This window comes from Ruegeria sp. HKCCD7255 (genome assembly GCF_013031565.1).
Classification (GTDB): Bacteria; Pseudomonadota; Alphaproteobacteria; order Rhodobacterales; family Rhodobacteraceae; genus Ruegeria.
Genome location: NZ_WQAG01000006.1, coordinates 247,049 through 265,980 on the forward strand (window position 1 = coordinate 247,049; position 18,932 = coordinate 265,980).

Consider the following 18,932-nt stretch of genomic DNA (forward strand, 5'->3'; position numbering starts at 1 on the left):
GCAAGAAAAGAGGGCGGACATGCTGGTTGTTATCTCGCCGGCCAAGCGGCTGGATTGGGCAGAACGGAACGTGGATGTCACGCAACCCGATTTTCAGGATGACGCCATTCGGCTATCGAAAACCGCGCGAAATCTGACCCTGGGGGATCTGAAAAAGCTGATGGACCTCAGCGATGATCTGGCCCGTCTGAACCGCGACCGATATCGGGCTTTTTCCGATGCACCTGATGCAACGACCACCCGCCCTGCGGCGCTGGCGTTTGCCGGTGACACCTACCAGGGGCTTGAGGCCGTGTCGTTGGACACCGATGAAATGGCCTGGGCGCAAGATCATCTGCGGATCTTGTCCGGCCTTTACGGGGTGTTGCGCCCGCTGGATGCCATTCAACCCTATCGGCTTGAGATGGGCAGCAAGCTGAAAACGCGGCGTGGCAAGAACCTGTATGAGTATTGGCGCGATCAACTGAGCAAGGCTTTGAACGCGCAAGCCGCCGAGATGGGCAGTGATGTTCTGGTCAATTGTGCCAGTCAGGAATATTTCGGCGCGGTCGATCTGAAAGCGCTGAAGTTGCGTGTGATCACTCCGGTCTTTATGGAGGACAAGGGTGGCACGCCCAAGATCGTGAGCTTTTTTGCCAAAAAGGCGCGCGGCGCGATGGCGCGCTATGTCGTGCAGCATCGGTTGACCGATCCCAAAGCCCTGGTCGAGTTCGACACCGGCGGATACGCCTATCGCCCTGATCTCTCCGAAGCAGACAAACCGGTTTTTGTGCGCCCCTATCAGGCTCAAGGCTAGCTTTCAGCGCCTTCGGGTTGGGCCACCGGGCGGGCGTCTTCCGGACAATGGGTCTTGATCATTTCGTGGATCAGCGCCTTGTGCAGCGGCTTGGTCAGGTAATGATCGAGCCCCGCGGCGAGAATACCCTGATCATCGCCTGCCATGGCATGCGCAGTCAAAGCAACGATCGGAACCCTGCGCCCCGTTCCAACCTCGCGTCGCCGGATTTCACCAGTGGCCTCTTTCCCGTCCATCTTCGGCATCGAGATATCCACAAAAATCAGATCGGGATCGAACGCGGCATGAGCCTCAATCGCCTCAAGCCCGTTGCTGACAAATCTAAGCTCGATGTCCAGATCCTTGGTCATTTTCTTCAGGATCAGCTGATTGGTTTTGTTGTCTTCCGCTGCCAACACCTTCATGCGCCGATGGCCATCGGTGTCTGGGCCGCTTGATGGCGCGGCAGGTTCGCCCGCCCGTTTCTGAGGCTCGAACACAGGGGCGCCAAGCGCCATCAAACGTGAAAAGAGTTCGGCCCTTGGGATCGGTTTCTGCAAAATACCTTCGATCAGCCGGTTCGCCGGGTCTGCATGGATGACGCCCGGGTTGGCCGACATTACGACAATCGGCAGATCCGACCAGTTTCGTTCGCGCAACATGGTCGCAAGCTCCAGCCCCTCCATATCGGGCAGGTCCTGATCGCAGAGCACCAGGTCGATTGTATCATCCACCGCTCGCAGCGCCTCTTCTCCGCTGGTGCATACCGTCACGCGGGACCCCAAACGGCTGAGTTGCTTGGTGAGAATGGCGCGGTTCACCGCAAGATTTTCGACCACCAGAACATGTTTCAAGCGCCCGGCCAGATCAGGCGGCGCCGGTTGCGGGCCTTCGGCAGTGGGCAGAGAAACCCGAAAGCCGAAACAGGAACCCGCGCCCTGTTCACTTTCCACCCAGAACTTTCCACCCATCATCTTGATCAGCCGTTCAGTGATCGCCAGACCCAGTCCTGTGCCTTTAAACTGACGGTTGCGCTCATCCTCGACCTGATTGAACTCACCGAAGATATGATCGATCTTGTCCGCCGCGATCCCAACGCCGGTGTCTTCGATAGCCACATGAATATCGCAGCTTTGCTGGTCAGGATTTGGCACTCCGGTCACCCGGATCAGCACGTGGCCGTCCGAGGTGAACTTGACCGCATTGCCAACCAGATTGGTCATGATCTGCCGCAGACGTCCCGGGTCGCCGACGAACAGCGTGGGCAAGAACAGGTCATAATCGACCAGCAGGGTCAGCCCCTTGTCGCGCACGCTGGGTTGCAGCAACATCGCGACTTCAAGAATGCACCGCTCCAAATCAAACTGCTCGGGGTGCAGGGTCAGCTTGTCGGCTTCGATCTTGGAATAGTCCAACACGTCATTGATGATAACCAGCAGCGCCTCCCCCGAGTTGCGGATCGTATTGACGTAAAGCCGCTGTTCCTCGGCCAAAGGCGTTTCTGTCAGCAGTTCGGTCATGCCGACGATCCCGTTCATCGGAGTTCGAATTTCGTGGCTCATATTGGCCAGAAACGCAGATTTCGCGCGGTTCGCGGCCTCGGCCCGTTCGCGCGCGGCGTTCAGTTCGGCCTCATGCCGGACCGAAGAGGTGATGTTCAGCGCCAGGCTGACCACATCGCCACCACTGCCACGCTGGTCGATCAGGCGAATATACTCTCCGTTCCACAGCTGAATGACCACCGGTTCGGGGTTGAGACTGGCCCACCGGCTTAACATCCGCGCTCGCCACTCAGCCACAGGTTCGTCGCCGATATCGACAATGCCTTCATCCGTCAGAAGCTGAAGAATGCGGCGATATTCGATGCCGGGCGAAACTTCGTCCAAACCTTCGAACACGCTCAGGTAAGCGGTATTGGCGCTGATCAACTGGCTGTTCTCGTCGAAAAAAGCAAAGCCATCCTGAATGGTCTGAATGGAATGCCACAGGCGGCGCTCGGCCACTTCGATCTTGGCGTTGGCGACGGTCAGATCGGATTTGACCTTTTCATTCTCGCCCCGCACCGTTTCCACTTCGGCCTGTGTCTCACCGATCTGGCGGGTCAGGGCCAGCGCATGACGACCCAATTTGCGGTTGGCAGCGGAAAGCTCGGCCTGTTTGAGGTGCAACAATCTTTCGGCTGCAAGCCGCGCGCGCCGTTCTTGGGCCAGTTTTTCTGCAAGGCTCATGTCATGCTCTTCCCGGGTTAGCTGCGTGCAGCATCCCGGGAAGCGGTGAAAAAGTGCTTAAAGCGGTTACGAACGCCCTTCGCGCAGCCATCCCGCCAATAAGAACCCACCAGCCAGCAGCAGCGCCAGCCACGGTGGGAACAGGCCCGCCTGGGTGACATCTCGGGTTTCATAAGCGTCGCGCGGGGTCAGACCAATCCAGCCGCGCCCTGCCGCCGGGCGCCCGGCGCGGACATTGCGAATGGCAGGCAGGCCGTCTTCGACCCGGATCTCGCCCCCCCGGAGGCTGGACAGATGCGGTTCCAGTATCTCGGACGTTGCAATAGTGCGTTCGAACTCTTTGGGCGCTGCGGGGCCAAGACCAATCACAGCAGAATGCTCACCCTCTTCCAGGCGATAAAGGCCAATTTCAGGGCCGAAATACTGAACCTCGAAGCGGCCGGGCGAGACTTCGTTCAAGTTGATCTGCAGGCTCTCACCATTGGGCCGAGTGATCGTGACCGGGCCAATCTCTTCGTTCAGGGTCTGGCGAATGATGCGCATGGTTTGGCCGTTGGCTTCGGCCCAAAGGGCTTCTTCTTCAAGCTCGGGCTCTTTCATCAGCCAATGTGCAAGACGGCGCAGAAGTTCCAACTGCGGACCGCCGCCGTCAAATCCGCGACTCCACAGCCAGGCATGATCCGACGCCAGCAAGGCGACGCGGCCTTCGCCTGCGCGGTCCAGTACCAGCAGTGGACGTTCATCCACTCCGGTCATCAGCACTCCGCCCGTCCGGGGCCGCACATCGATCTGACGCAGCCATGCGCCCCAGCCATCCGACGCGCCCAAATCGGTGGTGACCGGGTGACGTTCACCAAGCTCGGACACCATGGGGACAAAGCGTTCCTCGATCACCCGCGCGGTAGGCTGGGCAGGCAGAACCGGCCCAAGCGGTGATCGAAAGATGCTGTCGGCGGTGGCGAAATCAGGACCGGCGGCCACCAGCACGGCCCCGCCGTCGTTGATATAGTTGTTTACGTTATCCAGATAGATCGCGGGCAGGATGCCCCGCCGTTTGTAGCGGTCGAAGATGATCAGATCAAAATCGTTGATCTTTTCCAAAAACAGCTCTCGGGTCGGGAAGGCAATCAAAGACAGCTCATCCACAGGCACGCCATCCTGTTTTTCGGGTGGACGGAGAATGGTGAAATGCACCAGATCGACCGAGCTGTCGGATTTCAGAAGGTTGCGCCAGGTGCGCCCGCCCGGATGCGGCTCGCCCGAGACCAGCAGCACCCGCAACCGGTCACGCACACCGTTCATCTGGATCAAGGCAGTGTTGTTGCGGTCGGTCAGCTCGCCTTCGGCCTGCGGCACACTGAATTGGATCACATTGCGCCCGCCATGGGGCAGCGAAACAGGCACTTCGATATCGCTGCCGATGGGCATGGTGAAGGTCTGCGGCGCACCACCGTCAATCGAGATCTCAAGCGGTGCTGTTGTAGCACCTGGGGGCACCGCGCCGCTGTCTTCGATCCTGAGCGTCAGGGTGACCGACTCGCCAATGATGGCAAAGGCCGGGGCGTTGCGCACGATCAGCCTGCGGTCCCAATCCTCGGCCCGTCCGGTTTGCAGCAGATGCATCGGGGCGGGCAGATCCGGGGCTTGATCCACATCATGCACGTTCCCGTCCGAGACGACGACGATCCCCGCGATTCGCGCCCGGGGTTCTTCGGCCAGGGCCGCGTTCAAAGCCGCCATCACCTGTGTTCCCTCATCCCCGTCACTGTCGCCAACGGGGATACGGCGCAATTCGGTGTTGGCGCGGCTTTCGATCTCTTCGGCCAGCGCGTCTGCGGTTTGCACCGTCTGCTCGGCCCGGTCTGACAGGGTCTGGCTGGCGCTTTGATCTTCGATCATCAGAACGATGTCGGTCAAAGGCGCACGATCTTCGATCTGATAGACCGGCCCGCTGAGCGCGATCAGCACCACAATCGCTGCCAGACCGCGCAACGCCCAACCGGACAATCCACGCCAGAGTGCGACAGCAATCCCGCCCAGCGCCACGGCGCCCACAATGGCCAGAACCGGCCAGGGGATCAGCGGATCAAAAAGAAGCGTTCCGTTCATTGTCCCAACCTGTCCAATAGCGCAGGCACATGGACCTGATCGGATTTGTAATTCCCGGTCAGCACATGCATCACCAGATTGACACCAAAGCGATTGGCCAACTCGCGCTGCCGTTCACCGGCATAGCCACGACCCACCGGCAACAAGGCCTGCCCATTGCGATCCACAGCCCAGGCGCTGGCCCAGTCATTGCCGCCAATGACCACGGGTGTCACATTGTCGTTCAGATTGCGGAAGGGCATCCCTTCGATCTGCTCGGCATCGGGCGGCGCGGCCTCGACCCAGACCTCGGTGCCCATGTGCCGGCCCGGAAAATCCTGGAGCAGGTAGAAGGCCCGGGTCAGCACGTGATCCTTCGGAACAGGCTCTAGCGCGGGGATATTCAGCGGACCTGCCAGCTGTTGTAACTTCCGGCCATTGGGGCTGGAGGCCCCGAAACTGGCGACATTGGCGTCCCGCGTGTCAAACAGGATCATCCCGCCCGACCGCAGATAGGTGTTGAGCTTGGCGTAAGCCTCAGCCGACGGCTGCGGTTGATCGGGGGTGATGGGCCAATAGAGCAACGGGAAGAACGCCAGTTCATCTCGTTCAAGATCAACCCCAATCGGGTCAGCAGGCTCGACCGACGTACGGAAATACAAGGTCTGAGCCAAACCGCGCATCCCGGCTTGAGCAACCTCGTCCACCTGCGCATTGCCGGTCAGGACATGTGCCAGAACAAGCTCATGCGTCGCTTGCAGGGCAAATTCGGTATCCTCGGGGGTTTGCGCCTGAACCTCAGGCACCAGCAGCAAGCCACCGGCCAAAACGGCTGCGGCGCGCGCCAGCCCCAAACGCCCTGACAAAGCCAGCGAGGCGACGATGTCGACGGTCAGCAACAGAAGCGCGAGGCTCAAGAGCAGCCCGCCAATCGGCGTCTCGGTGCTGATCTCTTGTCCGCGGATCGGGATATCTGCAGGCCAAACCACCGGGCTCAGCACCGAGTCCTCGGACAAAACGTTCAATGCGAGCTTTTGCTTGCCGCTTTCATAAAGCCCGGGGCGCAGTTCGGGCCCGATTGGAGCCGAGATCAGGCTGACACCATCCACACCGGGCAAGTTACCCGCATCCGACAGGGTGCCGAAACCGTCGAGAACCTGAATAGGCTCCCATGTTGTGCCCTGCAGCTGCGCCTCTTGCCGCGACTTGGCGGCAGAGGCGACAGCCAGACGGTCAAGCATTTCGACAAACAGGCCCGACAAAGGCAGGCTGGACCATTCGGCGTCTGCGGTGACGTGAAACAGCACAACTTGCCCCAGACCCAGCGCCTTGCGGGTCACAAGCGGCGTGCCGTCTGATAGCGAAGCAATCACCCGATCCGCCAGATTTGGGTCTGGTTGCGCCATGACTTGCGTGGTGACAGACACATCCGCAGGAATGTTCAGACCGAAAAAGGGCGAATCCTCGGGGAACGGGGCCAGGCCTTTGGCTTCCCCCCAGCTCATCGCGCCCCCAACCGAGCGGCCCCCGCTGCGCAGACGCACCGGCAGCAAGGTATCCTCGGCGGCGCGGCCCAGATCACTGGCGGCCATGCGCGGGCCTGCAAAGCGCAGCAGCAAGCCGCCCTGTTCCACCCATTCGGTCAGCGCAACTTCTTCGGCGGCGGCCAGAGTGGCGACATCTGCCAGCACAATCACATCCGGGTTGGCAGGCAGAACATCAAGCAGACCGCCATCGACAAAATCAGCGGTGGGGATAAGAACCTGTGTCAGGTAGTGCAACGGCGACAACAGCTCGAGCCCTTCGCGGTCAAGCGTTCCCGCAATCAAAGCCACTTCGCGGCGGCGCAGGCTGTCATCGGTGAGCGTAACAGCCCCTGCGGCGCGCTGGCCCTGGATCTCAAACCGCGTGATCCGGGCGCGCAGCTCGGACGGCAGGACGATCTGCGTTTGCGCCTGGGTGGCGTCGCTTTCAAACTCCAGATCAACCGAATGCAGCACGCGCATGGTGCCTGCCGGATCGCGACCTTGCGCCAACACGGTGACGGTATCGGCCGGGCCGGGTTCCGCACGCAGCACAGTCAGCGCGATCGCACCGTCCTGATATGTTGCGGGCGCAATGGCCATGACCGGGGACGGAGATTGAAAGACTGTCACATCCCCCCGCGCCTGCAATGCGTCGACCATCTGATCTTGACTGTCATAGGTCAGGCGGTCGCTGAACCAATGCGTGTCAAACCCACCATCAACATCATTCAACGACTGGATCGCCGCATCTAATTGCTGAGGTGTGGGCTGCCACGGCATCGGCACAAGCCCGGGCAGTCGTCCACGCCATGCCTCAGCCGCCTGGAAAACCGGCGCTTCCGGCTCGGTCAGGCGCAGGATCGAAACCGGGCGCCCAGCCCGGCCCGCCTCGGTCAGCTGCGCGTCGATCTGATCCAGCGTGGCCGACCAGCGGGTGGCCCCGGCCCAGCTGCCATCCAGCACCAGCAACAGGGGACCCGAGCTGGTCTCATCCCGTGACGGGTTCAGAACCGGACCGGCCAGACCGATGATGATCGCCGCTGCCGCCAGCATCCGCAGCAGCAAAAGCCACCATGGTGTGCGGTCCGAGACGCTTTCTTCGTCCTTCAGCCCCAAAAGCAGTGTTACTGCCGGGAACAGTCGACGGATCGGTGCAGGCGGTACGGCGCGCAGGATCAGCCACAGGATCGGCAGGGTCAGCAGACCAAGCAAAATCCACGGCGCAGTGAAACCGATACCTGCGAGAACCGTCATTGCACACCCCCATCCAGCGCGCGATAGAGCCACAATAGCGCCGATTGCGCACTGTCTTTGGAGTGGTGCAGACCCAATTGCCAACCGGTGGCGCGGCATAGTCGGGCCAGGTCATCCTTGCGTCGGGCCAGCCGTTCTAGATAGCGGTCGCGCAGGTCGCCAGCCTTCAAGGTCTCGTGCCGGGCGGTGCCGCCAACGCTTTCAAAGATCGTCCGCCCGCGAAACGGGAACGCTTCTTCTGACGGGTCGAGAATTTGCAGCAAAACACCCCGTACCCCGCGATCAGCGGCCTTGGTCAGGGCAAGCTCGACTTCGCCGAGCGGGCCCAGAAAATCAGACAGGAACACAGCGCGGGCATGAGGGATCATGGCTTTGTGTTCCGGCGGTGCGTAATCCACCTCGGCATCCTCAGACCAGGCTTGCGCCAGGCGAACGATCTGCGCGTTACCGCGTCGGGGCGGTAGGCTTGTACCAGTAAGCCCTACACGCTCACCGCCGCGCACCAGCAGGATGGCCGCTGCCAGACCCAGCAAACGTGCGCGATCGGCCTTGGTCGGCAGCATCTTATCCGACGCAAAACGCATCGATGCCCCCTGATCGACCCAAAGCATAACGGATTGCGCAATCTGCCATTCGCGCTCGCGGACAAATTGCTGATCCCCGCGGGCCGAACGCCGATGGTCGATCATACGGCGGCTGTCGCCCAGTTGTGCCGGGCGATATTGCCAAAAGTCATCACCCATACCCGACCGACGCCGCCCGTGATCGCCCAGCAGCACCGTTCCGGCCAAATGCTCGGCGCGCGCCAATAGCGGCGGCAGCCGGGACGCCTCGGCCTCGGATCTTTCGCGAAGAGTCAGCGCCGCATTCACGCTGCGGCCTCGGCCCGGATCAGACCACGAGCCGTTGTCTCAATCAGATCAGCCAGACTGTCACCCCGCGCACGGGCAGCGAAGTTGAGCGCCATGCGGTGGCTCAGCACCGGGCGCGCCATGTCCAGAACATCATCTGCATTGGGGGCCAGCCGCCCTTGCAACAGCGCCCGGGCGCGCACCGTCATCATCAGAGCCTGCGCCGCACGCGGCCCCGGACCCCAGGCCACCGTCTCGGCCACACGCTCGGAAACACCGGACTCTTCCGGGCGGAAGGCACGGACCAGATCGAGGATCAGTTCAACCACCGATTCTCCCACGGGCATCCGGCGCAACAGAACCTGCGCGGCCAGCAATTCTTCCTTGCTGAAGATCTGATGCGCCTCGTCTTCTTCAACTCCGGTGGTCGCGAGCAAGATATCGCGTTCGGTCTGGCGGTCGGGATATTCCACATCAATTTGCACCAGAAACCGGTCAAGCTGCGCTTCGGGCAGCGGATAGGTCCCTTCCTGTTCAATCGGGTTTTGGGTGGCCAAAACGTGGAATGGCGTGCCCAGACTCCGATCTTCGCCAGCGACGGTTACAGTCCGTTCCTGCATGGCCTGCAGAAGCGCCGATTGGGTACGCGGGCTGGCGCGGTTGATCTCATCGGCCATCAACAGCTCGCAGAAGATCGGGCCGGGGATGAAACGGAAGCGGCGTGTACCGTCTTCGGCGGTATCCAGAACCTCGGACCCAATGATATCTGCCGGCATCAGGTCGGGAGTGAACTGGATCCGATTGCCATGCAAACCCATCACGGTCGACAGAGTTTCAACCAGTCGTGTCTTTCCCAACCCGGGCAAGCCGATCAACAAAGCGTGACCGCCACACAACAAAGCGGTCAGGGTCAGGTCAACGACCCGCTCTTGCCCGATAAAGCGACGGGTGATCGAGGATTTCGCCTCTTGCAGCTTGTTTTCCAGCGCTTCGATCTCGACGACGAGGTCGGCAGGTTCGGACATGAGGTTCCCTTCCGTGAACTGATATGGTTGAAGTGTATCGCGCTGAGAGGAAATGGCAAAAGCAATGAGCGGACAAAAACCCGTGACCCCTTCGCCAGACGGTCTGGCGGCTTCGGTCAAAGCGGCCAAAACTCGTGGTTTACCGCCCGTTCATCTGTGGAATCCCCCGTTTTGCGGCGATTTGGACATACGCGTCGCCAAAGATGGCACTTGGACTTATTTAGGGTCACCGATCCGGCGGTTCGAGCTTGTGAAGCTTTTTTCGTCAATTCTTAAGAAAGAAAACGGCAAATACTATCTGGTCACCCCGGTTGAGAAGGTGGGAATCACCGTTGAGGATGCGCCTTTCATCGCCGAAGACTTTGACCAGATCGGTTCGGGCGACGGCCAGGTCCTGCGGTTTACCACTTCTGTCGGTGATCAGGCCGAGGCCGGGGCAGACCACCCGATCCGCATTGAGATTGACCCGGATACCGCAGAGCCTTCGCCCTATATCCTGATCCGCAGCAACCTCGAGGCGCGTATCGACCGCAAGAGCTTTTACCGGATGGTGGATATCGCCACCCATCATGAGGGCTGGTTTGGCGTCTGGTCCGGCGGCCAGTTCTTTGGCCTGATCCCGTCAGACGACCTTGGCTGAGCGAGGTGCGCGGTCCTGCGCGAAGAACACCGCCATGGCAACGATGGCCGCGCCCAGCGCGCGGGTCCAATTCCAGTCTTCTCCCAGCGCCAGCATGATGACCATGACATAGAACGGCGCCACATTGATGTGAAACGAGCTGAGGGCGACGCCGATTCTGCCAACAGAGGAAATGAACAAAACCTGGCTTAGGCCCATGGCGAGCAGCGCATAGATGGCCAGCATACTCGCCTGATGCAGATCCACAGGAGAGGTCGGCAGAACGTTGATACCAAGCCCTGCCATCAGCGAAACCAGTACCACCGCTGCCAAAAGCCCGCCCGTAAATGTGATCGTTGTCCTGCCGGTAAAGCTTAGCTCTGGAAAGTCGCGGACGGTCATCATACTGGCCCAGCAAAACCCTGCTGTTGACAGCACGGCGCAGGCTGCACCCAGACCCAATTGGGCGGGCGCCAGCGCACTGGTGGCAATCAAGCCGCCCACAACCGACACCACGACACCCAGAGCGAAGTTCCACCGCAATCGCCGTGACCCCGATGCAAGCTCCAAAAGCGTCGCCATCAAAGGCGCGCACGAGGCAATAATCGCGACGGTCACGGGATCCGTGAGTTTCTGCGCCAGGATCATCAGGAACATACTTGCACCAAACCCAAAACTGCCAACGATCATGGCCCGCCCCCAGCGCGCGGATGCCACGCGGCGCGGGCCGTCGATGATCAGCCAGATCGGAAACATAACCGCAACGGCCAAAGCCAAGCGCCCAATCAAAAGCGCCACGGGCGGCCATGTCTGCAGCAGAATTTCGGCCGCAGGAAACCCCGCGGCCCAGGTCACCATCGACGCCACGGCCAACCCGTTGCCGGACAAGGCCGCATTGCGACCGCTCGGTGCTCCGAAGGGCGACCCGCGTGCAGGATTAGGGCTTATCGCCATGGGTTTCGCTCTTTTTGCAGGCGGGACAACGATGAATTGATTCGCCCCGTTGGTCTGATTGTCAGGAAGATGCGCCTGTATTTCTGGTCGATTTTCGACAATCTGTCGTTTTCCATCTCTTTCCCTGTGACCTATCCCCGGATAGAGTTTTTCGACCACCACCCGAGACCGCTCATGCCAAAATTTGCCGCCAATCTTTCGCTGCTCTTTGCCGAGCTGCCCTATCTCGAACGGTTTAACGCAGCCGCGCAGGCCGGGTTTGACGCGGTCGAGATTCTCTTTCCCTATGATCTGGCGGCCAAGGAAACCCGACGCGCCCTTTTGGCCAATGGGCTTGACCTGATCCTGATCAACGCACCCCCGCCCAACTATACGGGCGGAGAACCCGGCTATGCTGCAATCCCCGGCGGTGAGGCGCGGTTTCAGTCCGACATCAAACGGGTGCTGCGCTATGCTCAGATCCTGCGCCCCCGCATGATCCACATCATGTCTGGTGCGGCCTCAGGGTCCGAGGCCGAGGCGAGTTTCGTCCGAAACCTGCAATGGGCCGCAGATTTCGCCCCGGATCAAAGATTTACGATCGAGCCGCTGAACCCTGTCTCACAGCCCGGGTATTTCCTGAACAGTTTTGATCTGGCGGCCGAAATTCTGGATCGAGTAGATCGGTCCAATATCGGTCTGCAATATGACAGTTTTCACGCCCACATGATCCACGGTGACGCGCTAGAGATTTGGCACCGTTATCACGACCGCTTCATCCATGCGCAGATCGGTGCGGCTCCGGACCGCTCAGAACCCGGGCGCGGTCCCACGGATTTCGCGTCGCTGTTCGAGGCGATGGATCACAGCGGCTATAGCGGCCATGTCAGCGCCGAATACACCCCGTCAAAACCGCTGACCACGCAGACTTTGGGCTGGATGCGCGTGTCCTGAGATCGCCACTGGCGTTTTTTTCGAAAATATCGCAGATCAATGGGGCCTGAACTCAAGGACCGCCCATGATCCCTGCACGTTATGCCCGCGCACTGTTCAGCCTGATCATGTCAGGTCTGATGTCCTGCATCGTCACCGGCATCGCAACAGTTAAAGCAATTGGGTTCGGGCCCAGCACCTTTGGCGATTGGATGGCGGCCTGGGCCTTCTGCTGGCCCATCGCCTTTACCGTTATCCTGTTGCTGGGGCCCACCGTGCAACGGTTCGTCAACGGGCTGGTCAAACCACAGGATTGACCCGGTGCGAAGAGGGCCCATCGGGCCTGATGAGCAGCGCTCCCGGACCGCTAATGCGCCTCGGCCCAATTGGCGCCCTGGCCTGCATCTACTTCCAGCTTCACGTCCAGTTTCACCGCCGGATCCGATGCGCCTTCCATGATTTCCTTGGCCACCGAGACCAACCGATCCACCGCATCTTCCGCCACTTCAAACAGCAATTCGTCGTGGACTTGCAGCAGCATCTTCGCGGGCAGCCCGTTGATGGCATCGGGCATCCGCACCATCGCGCGTCGAATTACATCCGCCGCCGTACCCTGAATCGGCGCGTTGATGGCCGCCCGGCGCGAGAACCCGGCATGTGGGCCTTTAGCATTGATCTCGGGCGTATGGATTTTCCGCCCAAACAGGGTCTGCACATAGCCATGCTCTTTGGCAAAGGCGATAGTGTCATCCATATAGGCTCTGATCCCCGGGAAACGCTCGAAATACCGATCAATGAACCCCTGAGCCTCGGCCCTCGGGATGCGCAGGTTGCGCGCCAGGCCAAAGCCGGAAATGCCATAGATCACCCCGAAATTGATCGCCTTGGCCTGACGTCGAATATCCGGCGTCATCTCGTCCAACGGCACGTCGAACATCTCGGACGCGGTCATTGCGTGAATATCCAGCCCATCCGAAAACGCCTGTTTCAACGCCGGGATATCCGCGATATGCGCCAGGATCCGCAGCTCGATCTGACTATAATCCAGGCTGACCAGCACATTGCCCGGCTCGGCGATAAACGCCTCACGGATGCGCCGCCCTTCCTCGGTGCGCACAGGAATGTTCTGCAAGTTCGGATCAGTCGAGGCCAGACGACCGGTATTGGCCCCGGTGATCGAATAAGAGGTATGCACCCGCCCCGTATCGGGGTTGATATGGGTCTGCAAGGCGTCGGTATAGGTCGATTTCAGCTTGGACAGCTGCCGCCAGTCCAGCACCCGGCGGGGCAGCTCATGCTCGGTCGCCAGATCCTCAAGAATATCCGCGCCGGTCGAGTATTTCCCGGTCTTGCCCTTCTTGCCACCTTCCAGCCCCATCTCGTCAAATAGGATCTCACCCAGCTGCGCGGGCGAGCCGACATTGAAAGTCTCACCGGCCAATTCGTGAATTTCAGCCTCTAATCCAGCCATTTTCTGCGCAAAGGCGTTGGACATGCGGCTCAGCACATCGCGGTCGACCTTGATACCATGCATCTCCATTTCTTTGAGAACCGGCACCAGAGGACGCTCCAGCGTCTCATATACGGTAGTCACCTGCACTTGATGCAGTTGCGGCTTGAACAGCTGCCACAGGCGAAGGGTGATATCCGCATCTTCGGCGGCATAAGCCGTGGCCTCGTCAATCGGAACCTTGTCAAAAGTAATGGCTGATTTGCCCGAGCCCAGCAGTGGTTTGATCGGGATCGGTGTGTGGCTCAGGTACCGTTCCGACAACATATCCATTCCGTGCCCATGCTCGCCACCGTGCATGGCGTAGGACATCAGCATCGTATCATCGATCGGCGCAACCTCGATGCCGTAGCGCGCAAAAATCTTGGCGTCGTATTTCATATTCTGCCCGATCTTTAGGATCGACGGATCCTCAAACATCGGTTTCAACAGAGTCAGAGCCTGATCCAGGGGCATTTGCCCTTCGGCCAATGCGTCCGAACCGAACAGATCATCCGCAGCCCCATCCCTGTGGGTCAGCGGGATATAGCAGGCCGCACCGGGCTCGACACACAGCGAAATGCCCACAAGATCAGCGATCATCTCGTTCAAACCCGTGGTCTCGGTATCCACCGCAACCCAACCGCGTTCATAGGCCTTATCAATCCACGTCTGCAAAGCGTCCGCATCGCGCACGCATTCATACTTTGACGCATCGAAGGCCAGGGCCTCTTCTTCTTCGACCTGAGCCGCTGGTGCAGGAATGTCAGCGATCACGGGGGCCTCGGCACCCAGCTTATCCGCAATCCGCTTGGTGAGGGTGCGGAACTCCATCTCGGCCAGAAAACCCAACAAGGTTTCTGCGTCCGGGTCTTTCACCTCGAGATCATCCAGAGTGAAATCCAGCGGCGTGTTCTCATCCAGTTGCACCAGTTTCTTCGACAGCTCGATCTGGTCCCGCTTTTCGATCAGCGTTTGCCGGCGTTTGGGTTGCTTGATCTCGTCGGCCCTGTCCAGCAACGTTTCCAGATCACCATATTCGTTGATCAACAAAGCGGCGGTTTTCACACCAATGCCCGGAGCTCCCGGCACGTTATCGACCGAGTCCCCGGCCAGCGCCTGAACATCCACCACCCGTTCTGGGCCCACGCCGAATTTCTCAAACACCCCATCCCGGTCGATGCGCTTGTTTTTCATCGCGTCCAGCATCTCGACGCCATCGCCGACCAGTTGCATCAGATCCTTATCGGAACTCACGATGGTCACGCGACCACCTGCTTCGCGGGCCTGAACTGCAAGCGTTGCGATGATGTCATCGGCCTCAAAGCCTTCAAGCTCTTTACAGGCGATGTTGAAGGCTCGGGTGGCTTCGCGGGTCAGGGGCATCTGCGGGCGCAGATCCTCGGGCATGGCCTCACGGTTGGCTTTGTAGAGATCGTAGAGATCGTTTCGGAACGTGTGCGAGCCTTTGTCGAAGATTACTGCGACGTGGGTCGGCGCATCCGGCCCGGCGTTCCCTTCGACATATTTCTGCAGCATATTGCAGAACCCCGAAACCGCGCCAATCGGCAACCCATCGGATTTCCGCGTCAGTGGCGGCAAGGCGTGATATGCCCGGAAAATAAATGCCGATCCGTCGATCAGATGCAGGTGACACCCTTTTCCGAAATTGCTCATGCGCGCGCTCCCTGATTGTCAGGGACGGTTCTGCCACAGGCCTGCGCGGGTGGCCAGTCAAGAACGCAAGTCAGCCACCAAAGAGGCCGCTGAACACGTCCGAGAAACTGTTCAAAAGCGCCATGACAAGCAAGACGCCCAAGAAAGCGAAAACCGCAAAAGCAAAAAACTGGAATAGGATCGCACCGATGCCAATTGCCACGCCAGCAAGGGCGGGTCGCCTTCTTTCATGGCGCAGGAAACCGATCGCAGACAACACGATGGCCAATCCGCCCAGCATCGCTACGCCGATCTGCAGCAGATCATCCAGATCCCGGGTCGGCGCGACGGGTTCGGGCTGATCCAGACCAGCGGCTGCGCGCAAGGTCGATTTTCCGATTTCGGCGGCCAGTTCGCCCAGCGTCACACCCGCTGAATGCTGAGGTGCAAAAGGCCCGGCCCAAAACACAAACAGCGCGGCAAACAAGGCCAGAGCACCCACACAAAACCCGATCCATCCAAATACCGGATTGGCCGTATCATCAGCAGTCATCTTGATCCTTGCCTCTATGCGGACGTGTTCCAACACAGTGCTTGCTGGACGATCACGGCAAGAATTTGACGCTTAGCGCCAGAATTGATGGTTAGATTTGCTCTGTGCCCTTCAGAACATACTTGCAATCGCAATAGGGGCATTCGACCCAGCCGGTATCTTCCGGGATTTGCAGCCAGACGCGCGGATGACCCAAGGCGCCTTCACCGCCGTCACAGGCAACGCGAGAGGTTTCCACAATCTTGGTTTCCGGCGCTTCGATGGTCACGGCTGGCGATCCTTCTTCGGTTGTCGGCCTCGCGGGCATGTATTAGGTGCGTTTATGAGCGATGAGCAAACCGGGGGCAAGAGCCACATGAGCGATGCAGCAATCACAATCGAGGGGCTGCGCAAAACCTATCGGGGCGGCAAGGGCCAGCCGGAAAAACAGGCGCTTAAAGGCATCGATTTGACCATCCCGCGCGGCTCGGTCTTTGGGTTGCTGGGGCCAAACGGGGCTGGAAAGTCGACGATGATCAACATTCTGGCCGGGCTTGTGGTCAAATCCGCCGGTCATGTGTCGATCTGGGGCTTTGATCAGGACAAGCACCCGCGCCAGTCCCGCGCCGCCATCGGTGTCATGCCGCAAGAGCTGAACCTGGATCCATTCTTTACCCCGCGCGGAGCGCTGGAGGTTCAGGCCGGGCTTTACGGTATACCCAAAGCCCAGCGGCGCAGCGATGAGATATTGGAACTGGTGGGCCTGAGTGACAAGGCCGAGGCCTATGCCCGCACATTGTCAGGCGGGATGCGGCGTCGGTTGCTGCTGGCCAAGGCACTGGTGCATCACCCCAAAATCCTGGTCCTGGATGAACCCACGGCGGGGGTGGATATCGAACTGCGTCAAATGCTGTGGACCAATGTGCGCAAGCTGAACGATCAGGGTATGACCATCATCCTCACCACGCATTATCTGGAAGAAGCACAAGAGATGTGTGACGAGATCGCTATCATTAACCATGGCCAGAAGATCGCACAGGACAGCACGGCCAACCTTCTGTCGCGCATGGACAGCCGCACGATGGTGATCGTTCCTGACAGTCCGATTGTTGATCTTCCGACAACCGATGGGGTCGAAGCCGCGCTTCGCGATGATGGCAGCCTTGAGCTCAACTATCGCAGCGCCCAAACCACCGCCGAGCAGGTTCTGGAGGCAGTTCGCGCCGCAAATATCCGCATTCGTGACGTGCGCACCGAAGAAGCCGATCTTGAGGATGTATTCCTTGCGCTGACCTCAGCCCGCGCCGATGATCCCCCGGCAGACGATCACGATCAACCGCGCCGGGGCATGCACCGCGTCAAACTTTAAACTCGATCGACACGCGCCTGATAGCAATTGTTGCGCGCGGACCGGATGTGGATATAGGCCACGTCAGGGCGCGCAAAGATTTCGTCGATCTTGGCGCTGATCTGATCCGTCGGCGTGACCGCTCCGGTTCCATAGATGATACGGTCATTGGTGCCATATCCCTTGATCAGATAGTCGGGGGAAGAGGTCAGTATTTCGGGCATGTCATCGCCTCTAAACTGATCGCAAGGATCCGCACACAGGAATATCGGGCCGGTTTCTGCATAAGGATGTGTCTCTAAAAAGGGACGATGTGCCAGTATCAGCATGTCCCGGCCTTCCGGGATTTGGCGCAGGCAGTGGCGACACGGGTTACCAGCACCATCGGAAAGGGCACGCTCGGGCGCCGCGCCATAGGCGTCAGGTCCTCCGGCCTGAAGGCGACGTACATCTTGAGTGGGCAAGGCAGTGATCTTGAACATATCTGGTCTCCGGTTTTTGCCAGACTGCCTGAATCCAACACCTGCAGGCGACCCGCATCTTGCGCATTTCGAGCGTCTATCAGCCATGTCGTGTTGATCCCTGAGCATATCAGCCTTGCAGTGTTAGCGGTAAAATAAGGGCTATGCGGATGGGTCAAATGTGTTTACTCAAAAAGGCGATGCAGCCCGGTTTTCAACGCTGCGGCGAATAGCAACCACACCGACACTCCGCCCGAGGCCATGTTCATGAGCACTCAAAACACCACCCTTAAGGGACTTGGTTTCGCGTTTCTGGGATTCGCGGTTTTCGCCAGTCATGACGCACTGATCAAAGTGCTGGGCGGAACCTATTCGGTGATGCAGATCATCTTTTTTGCGACCCTCTTTTCTTTTGTCCCGATGGCGGTAACCATCCTGACTGATCGAGCCACCGGAAACTTCCGCCCTCATCATCCCTGGCTGGTTCTGCTGCGATCCGGCCTGATGGTCATGGGCATGTCCTGTGCGTTCTACGCCTTCTCGGTTCTTCCGCTGGCCGAGGTTTATTCGCTGTTGTTTTCCTTTCCCCTGATCGTCACCGTTTTGTCGATCCCGATTCTGGGTGAGGTCGTGCGCATACAACGCTGGGCCGCCGTTGGTGTTGGCCTGATCGGTGTTCTGATCGTTTTGCGCCCGGGTGCAACAGATATCACTCTGGGCCACATTGCTGCACTGACGGCAGCGTTTTGCAGTGCCTTCTCTTCGGTGTTGGTGCGCAAGATCGGAAATGAAGAGCGTTCGGCCGTTCTGATCCTTTATCCGATGCTGCTAGCCATCGTGGTGATGAGCCTGCTGCAACCGGCTGTATATCAACCACCATCACTGCTGCATCTGGCAATGATGGCTCTGGTTGGTCTTTTCTCGGTTATTGCGCAGCACCTGATTATCCTGGCCTATCGCGCGGCCCCTGCTGGCGTAGTAGCCCCCAGCCAATACAGCCAGATCATCTGGGCCACATTGTTCGGAATGCTGTTTTTCGAAGAACAGCCCGACGCTTGGGTGGCTGTTGGCGCATCAATCATCATCGCGTCTGGTATTTTTGTGGTCTGGCGGGAAAGCCGTTCGAACACAACCTCGGTCAATACCCCGGTCCTCCGGGTGCGCTCACCGCGGGCGGATACTGGTGCGTCGCGGCCGGGGAAATAGTTCCCCCG

At 59.6% G+C, this 18,932-nt stretch carries 16 protein-coding genes; 6 read left to right on the top strand and 10 right to left on the bottom strand.

All coding sequences use genetic code 11. The features are described 5' to 3' along the window. Window positions 1-19: 19 nt before the first annotated feature. Window positions 20-796, top strand: a complete 777-nt coding sequence (gene yaaA / locus GOX45_RS13485; RefSeq protein ID WP_171101665.1) for a peroxide stress protein YaaA — start codon at window positions 20-22, stop codon at window positions 794-796. Here the strand turns inward: yaaA and GOX45_RS13490 are convergent. The 5 genes from GOX45_RS13490 to GOX45_RS13510 form a co-directional block, all read right to left on the bottom strand. Then, entirely contained in the window at window positions 793-3,003 is a 2,211-nt protein-coding gene (locus GOX45_RS13490) for a response regulator (protein WP_171101666.1), read from the bottom strand. The genes yaaA and GOX45_RS13490 overlap by 4 nt on opposite strands. Window positions 3,004-3,069: 66 nt before the next feature. Further along, window positions 3,070-5,112: a hypothetical protein gene (locus GOX45_RS13495; protein ID WP_171101667.1), complete on the bottom strand. Its 2,043-nt coding sequence runs from the start codon at window positions 5,110-5,112 to the stop codon at window positions 3,070-3,072. Further along, entirely contained in the window at window positions 5,109-7,871 is a 2,763-nt protein-coding gene (locus GOX45_RS13500) for a DUF4159 domain-containing protein (protein ID WP_171101668.1), read from the bottom strand. Before GOX45_RS13500 ends, GOX45_RS13495 begins: the two co-directional genes overlap by 4 nt. Then, window positions 7,868-8,743 (bottom strand): DUF58 domain-containing protein, encoded by an 876-nt coding sequence (locus GOX45_RS13505; protein ID WP_171101669.1) that lies wholly within the window; start codon window positions 8,741-8,743, stop codon window positions 7,868-7,870. Before GOX45_RS13505 ends, GOX45_RS13500 begins: the two co-directional genes overlap by 4 nt. Next, the gene (locus tag GOX45_RS13510; RefSeq protein ID WP_171101670.1) at window positions 8,740-9,747 is read right to left on the bottom strand and encodes a MoxR family ATPase; all 1,008 of its coding nucleotides are present in this window, start codon (window positions 9,745-9,747) and stop codon (window positions 8,740-8,742) included. Before GOX45_RS13510 ends, GOX45_RS13505 begins: the two co-directional genes overlap by 4 nt. 64 nt (window positions 9,748-9,811) lie before the next feature. Between GOX45_RS13510 and GOX45_RS13515 the strand changes: the two genes are divergently transcribed. After that, on the top strand, window positions 9,812-10,387 hold the full coding sequence (locus GOX45_RS13515; protein ID WP_171101671.1) for a DUF1285 domain-containing protein: 576 nt from the start codon (window positions 9,812-9,814) through the stop codon (window positions 10,385-10,387). Here the strand turns inward: GOX45_RS13515 and GOX45_RS13520 are convergent. Continuing rightward, entirely contained in the window at window positions 10,370-11,320 is a 951-nt protein-coding gene (locus GOX45_RS13520) for a DMT family transporter (RefSeq protein ID WP_171101672.1), read from the bottom strand. The two genes, GOX45_RS13515 and GOX45_RS13520, sit on opposite strands and share 18 nt — an antisense overlap. A gap of 174 nt (window positions 11,321-11,494) precedes the next feature. Between GOX45_RS13520 and GOX45_RS13525 the strand changes: the two genes are divergently transcribed. Beyond that, a complete protein-coding gene (locus GOX45_RS13525; RefSeq protein ID WP_171101673.1) occupies window positions 11,495-12,253 on the top strand; it encodes a hydroxypyruvate isomerase family protein in 759 nt (252 codons plus the stop codon). A 65-nt stretch (window positions 12,254-12,318) separates the two neighbouring features. Then, on the top strand, window positions 12,319-12,549 hold the full coding sequence (locus GOX45_RS13530) for a DUF2798 domain-containing protein (protein WP_171101674.1): 231 nt from the start codon (window positions 12,319-12,321) through the stop codon (window positions 12,547-12,549). Window positions 12,550-12,599: 50 nt separating this feature from the next. Here GOX45_RS13530 and polA read toward each other — a convergent pair whose 3' ends face one another. The 3 genes from polA to GOX45_RS13545 form a co-directional block, all read right to left on the bottom strand. Beyond that, the gene (gene polA, locus GOX45_RS13535) at window positions 12,600-15,398 is read right to left on the bottom strand and encodes a DNA polymerase I (RefSeq protein ID WP_171101675.1); all 2,799 of its coding nucleotides are present in this window, start codon (window positions 15,396-15,398) and stop codon (window positions 12,600-12,602) included. A 70-nt stretch (window positions 15,399-15,468) separates the two neighbouring features. Continuing rightward, window positions 15,469-15,930: a hypothetical protein gene (locus GOX45_RS13540; RefSeq protein ID WP_171101676.1), complete on the bottom strand. Its 462-nt coding sequence runs from the start codon at window positions 15,928-15,930 to the stop codon at window positions 15,469-15,471. A gap of 91 nt (window positions 15,931-16,021) precedes the next feature. Next, window positions 16,022-16,198 (bottom strand): zinc-finger domain-containing protein, encoded by a 177-nt coding sequence (locus tag GOX45_RS13545; RefSeq protein ID WP_171101710.1) that lies wholly within the window; start codon window positions 16,196-16,198, stop codon window positions 16,022-16,024. An 87-nt stretch (window positions 16,199-16,285) separates the two neighbouring features. On the opposite strand from GOX45_RS13545, the gene GOX45_RS13550 reads away from it, so the two are divergent. Further along, entirely contained in the window at window positions 16,286-17,278 is a 993-nt protein-coding gene (locus GOX45_RS13550; RefSeq protein WP_171101711.1) for an ABC transporter ATP-binding protein, read from the top strand. Here GOX45_RS13550 and GOX45_RS13555 read toward each other — a convergent pair. Further along, complete coding sequence (locus tag GOX45_RS13555) at window positions 17,275-17,739, bottom strand: DUF1203 domain-containing protein (protein WP_171101677.1); 465 nt, start codon at window positions 17,737-17,739, stop codon at window positions 17,275-17,277. The genes GOX45_RS13550 and GOX45_RS13555 overlap by 4 nt on opposite strands. Window positions 17,740-17,985: 246 nt before the next feature. On the opposite strand from GOX45_RS13555, the gene GOX45_RS13560 reads away from it, so the two are divergent. After that, the gene (locus GOX45_RS13560; RefSeq protein WP_171101678.1) at window positions 17,986-18,924 is read left to right on the top strand and encodes a DMT family transporter; all 939 of its coding nucleotides are present in this window, start codon (window positions 17,986-17,988) and stop codon (window positions 18,922-18,924) included. The last annotated feature ends 8 nt before the right edge of the window (window positions 18,925-18,932 follow it).

Bases quoted from the DNA above. Each gene is read 5' to 3' on its own strand.
- GOX45_RS13540 (WP_171101676.1), bottom strand. From the start codon at position 15,930: ATGACTGCTGATGATACGGCCAATCCGGTATTTGGATGGATCGGGTTT.
- GOX45_RS13525 (WP_171101673.1), top strand. From the start codon at position 11,495: ATGCCAAAATTTGCCGCCAATCTTTCGCTGCTCTTTGCCGAGCTGCCC.
- GOX45_RS13560 (WP_171101678.1), top strand. From the start codon at position 17,986: ATGAGCACTCAAAACACCACCCTTAAGGGACTTGGTTTCGCGTTTCTG.
- GOX45_RS13515 (WP_171101671.1), top strand. From the start codon at position 9,812: ATGAGCGGACAAAAACCCGTGACCCCTTCGCCAGACGGTCTGGCGGCT.
- GOX45_RS13530 (WP_171101674.1), top strand. From the start codon at position 12,319: ATGATCCCTGCACGTTATGCCCGCGCACTGTTCAGCCTGATCATGTCA.
- GOX45_RS13500 (WP_171101668.1), bottom strand. From the start codon at position 7,871: ATGACGGTTCTCGCAGGTATCGGTTTCACTGCGCCGTGGATTTTGCTT.
- GOX45_RS13510 (WP_171101670.1), bottom strand. From the start codon at position 9,747: ATGTCCGAACCTGCCGACCTCGTCGTCGAGATCGAAGCGCTGGAAAAC.
- yaaA (WP_171101665.1), top strand. From the start codon at position 20: ATGCTGGTTGTTATCTCGCCGGCCAAGCGGCTGGATTGGGCAGAACGG.
- GOX45_RS13495 (WP_171101667.1), bottom strand. From the start codon at position 5,112: ATGAACGGAACGCTTCTTTTTGATCCGCTGATCCCCTGGCCGGTTCTG.
- GOX45_RS13555 (WP_171101677.1), bottom strand. From the start codon at position 17,739: ATGTTCAAGATCACTGCCTTGCCCACTCAAGATGTACGTCGCCTTCAG.
- polA (WP_171101675.1), bottom strand. From the start codon at position 15,398: ATGAGCAATTTCGGAAAAGGGTGTCACCTGCATCTGATCGACGGATCG.
- GOX45_RS13550 (WP_171101711.1), top strand. From the start codon at position 16,286: ATGAGCGATGCAGCAATCACAATCGAGGGGCTGCGCAAAACCTATCGG.
- GOX45_RS13490 (WP_171101666.1), bottom strand. From the start codon at position 3,003: ATGAGCCTTGCAGAAAAACTGGCCCAAGAACGGCGCGCGCGGCTTGCA.
- GOX45_RS13520 (WP_171101672.1), bottom strand. From the start codon at position 11,320: ATGGCGATAAGCCCTAATCCTGCACGCGGGTCGCCCTTCGGAGCACCG.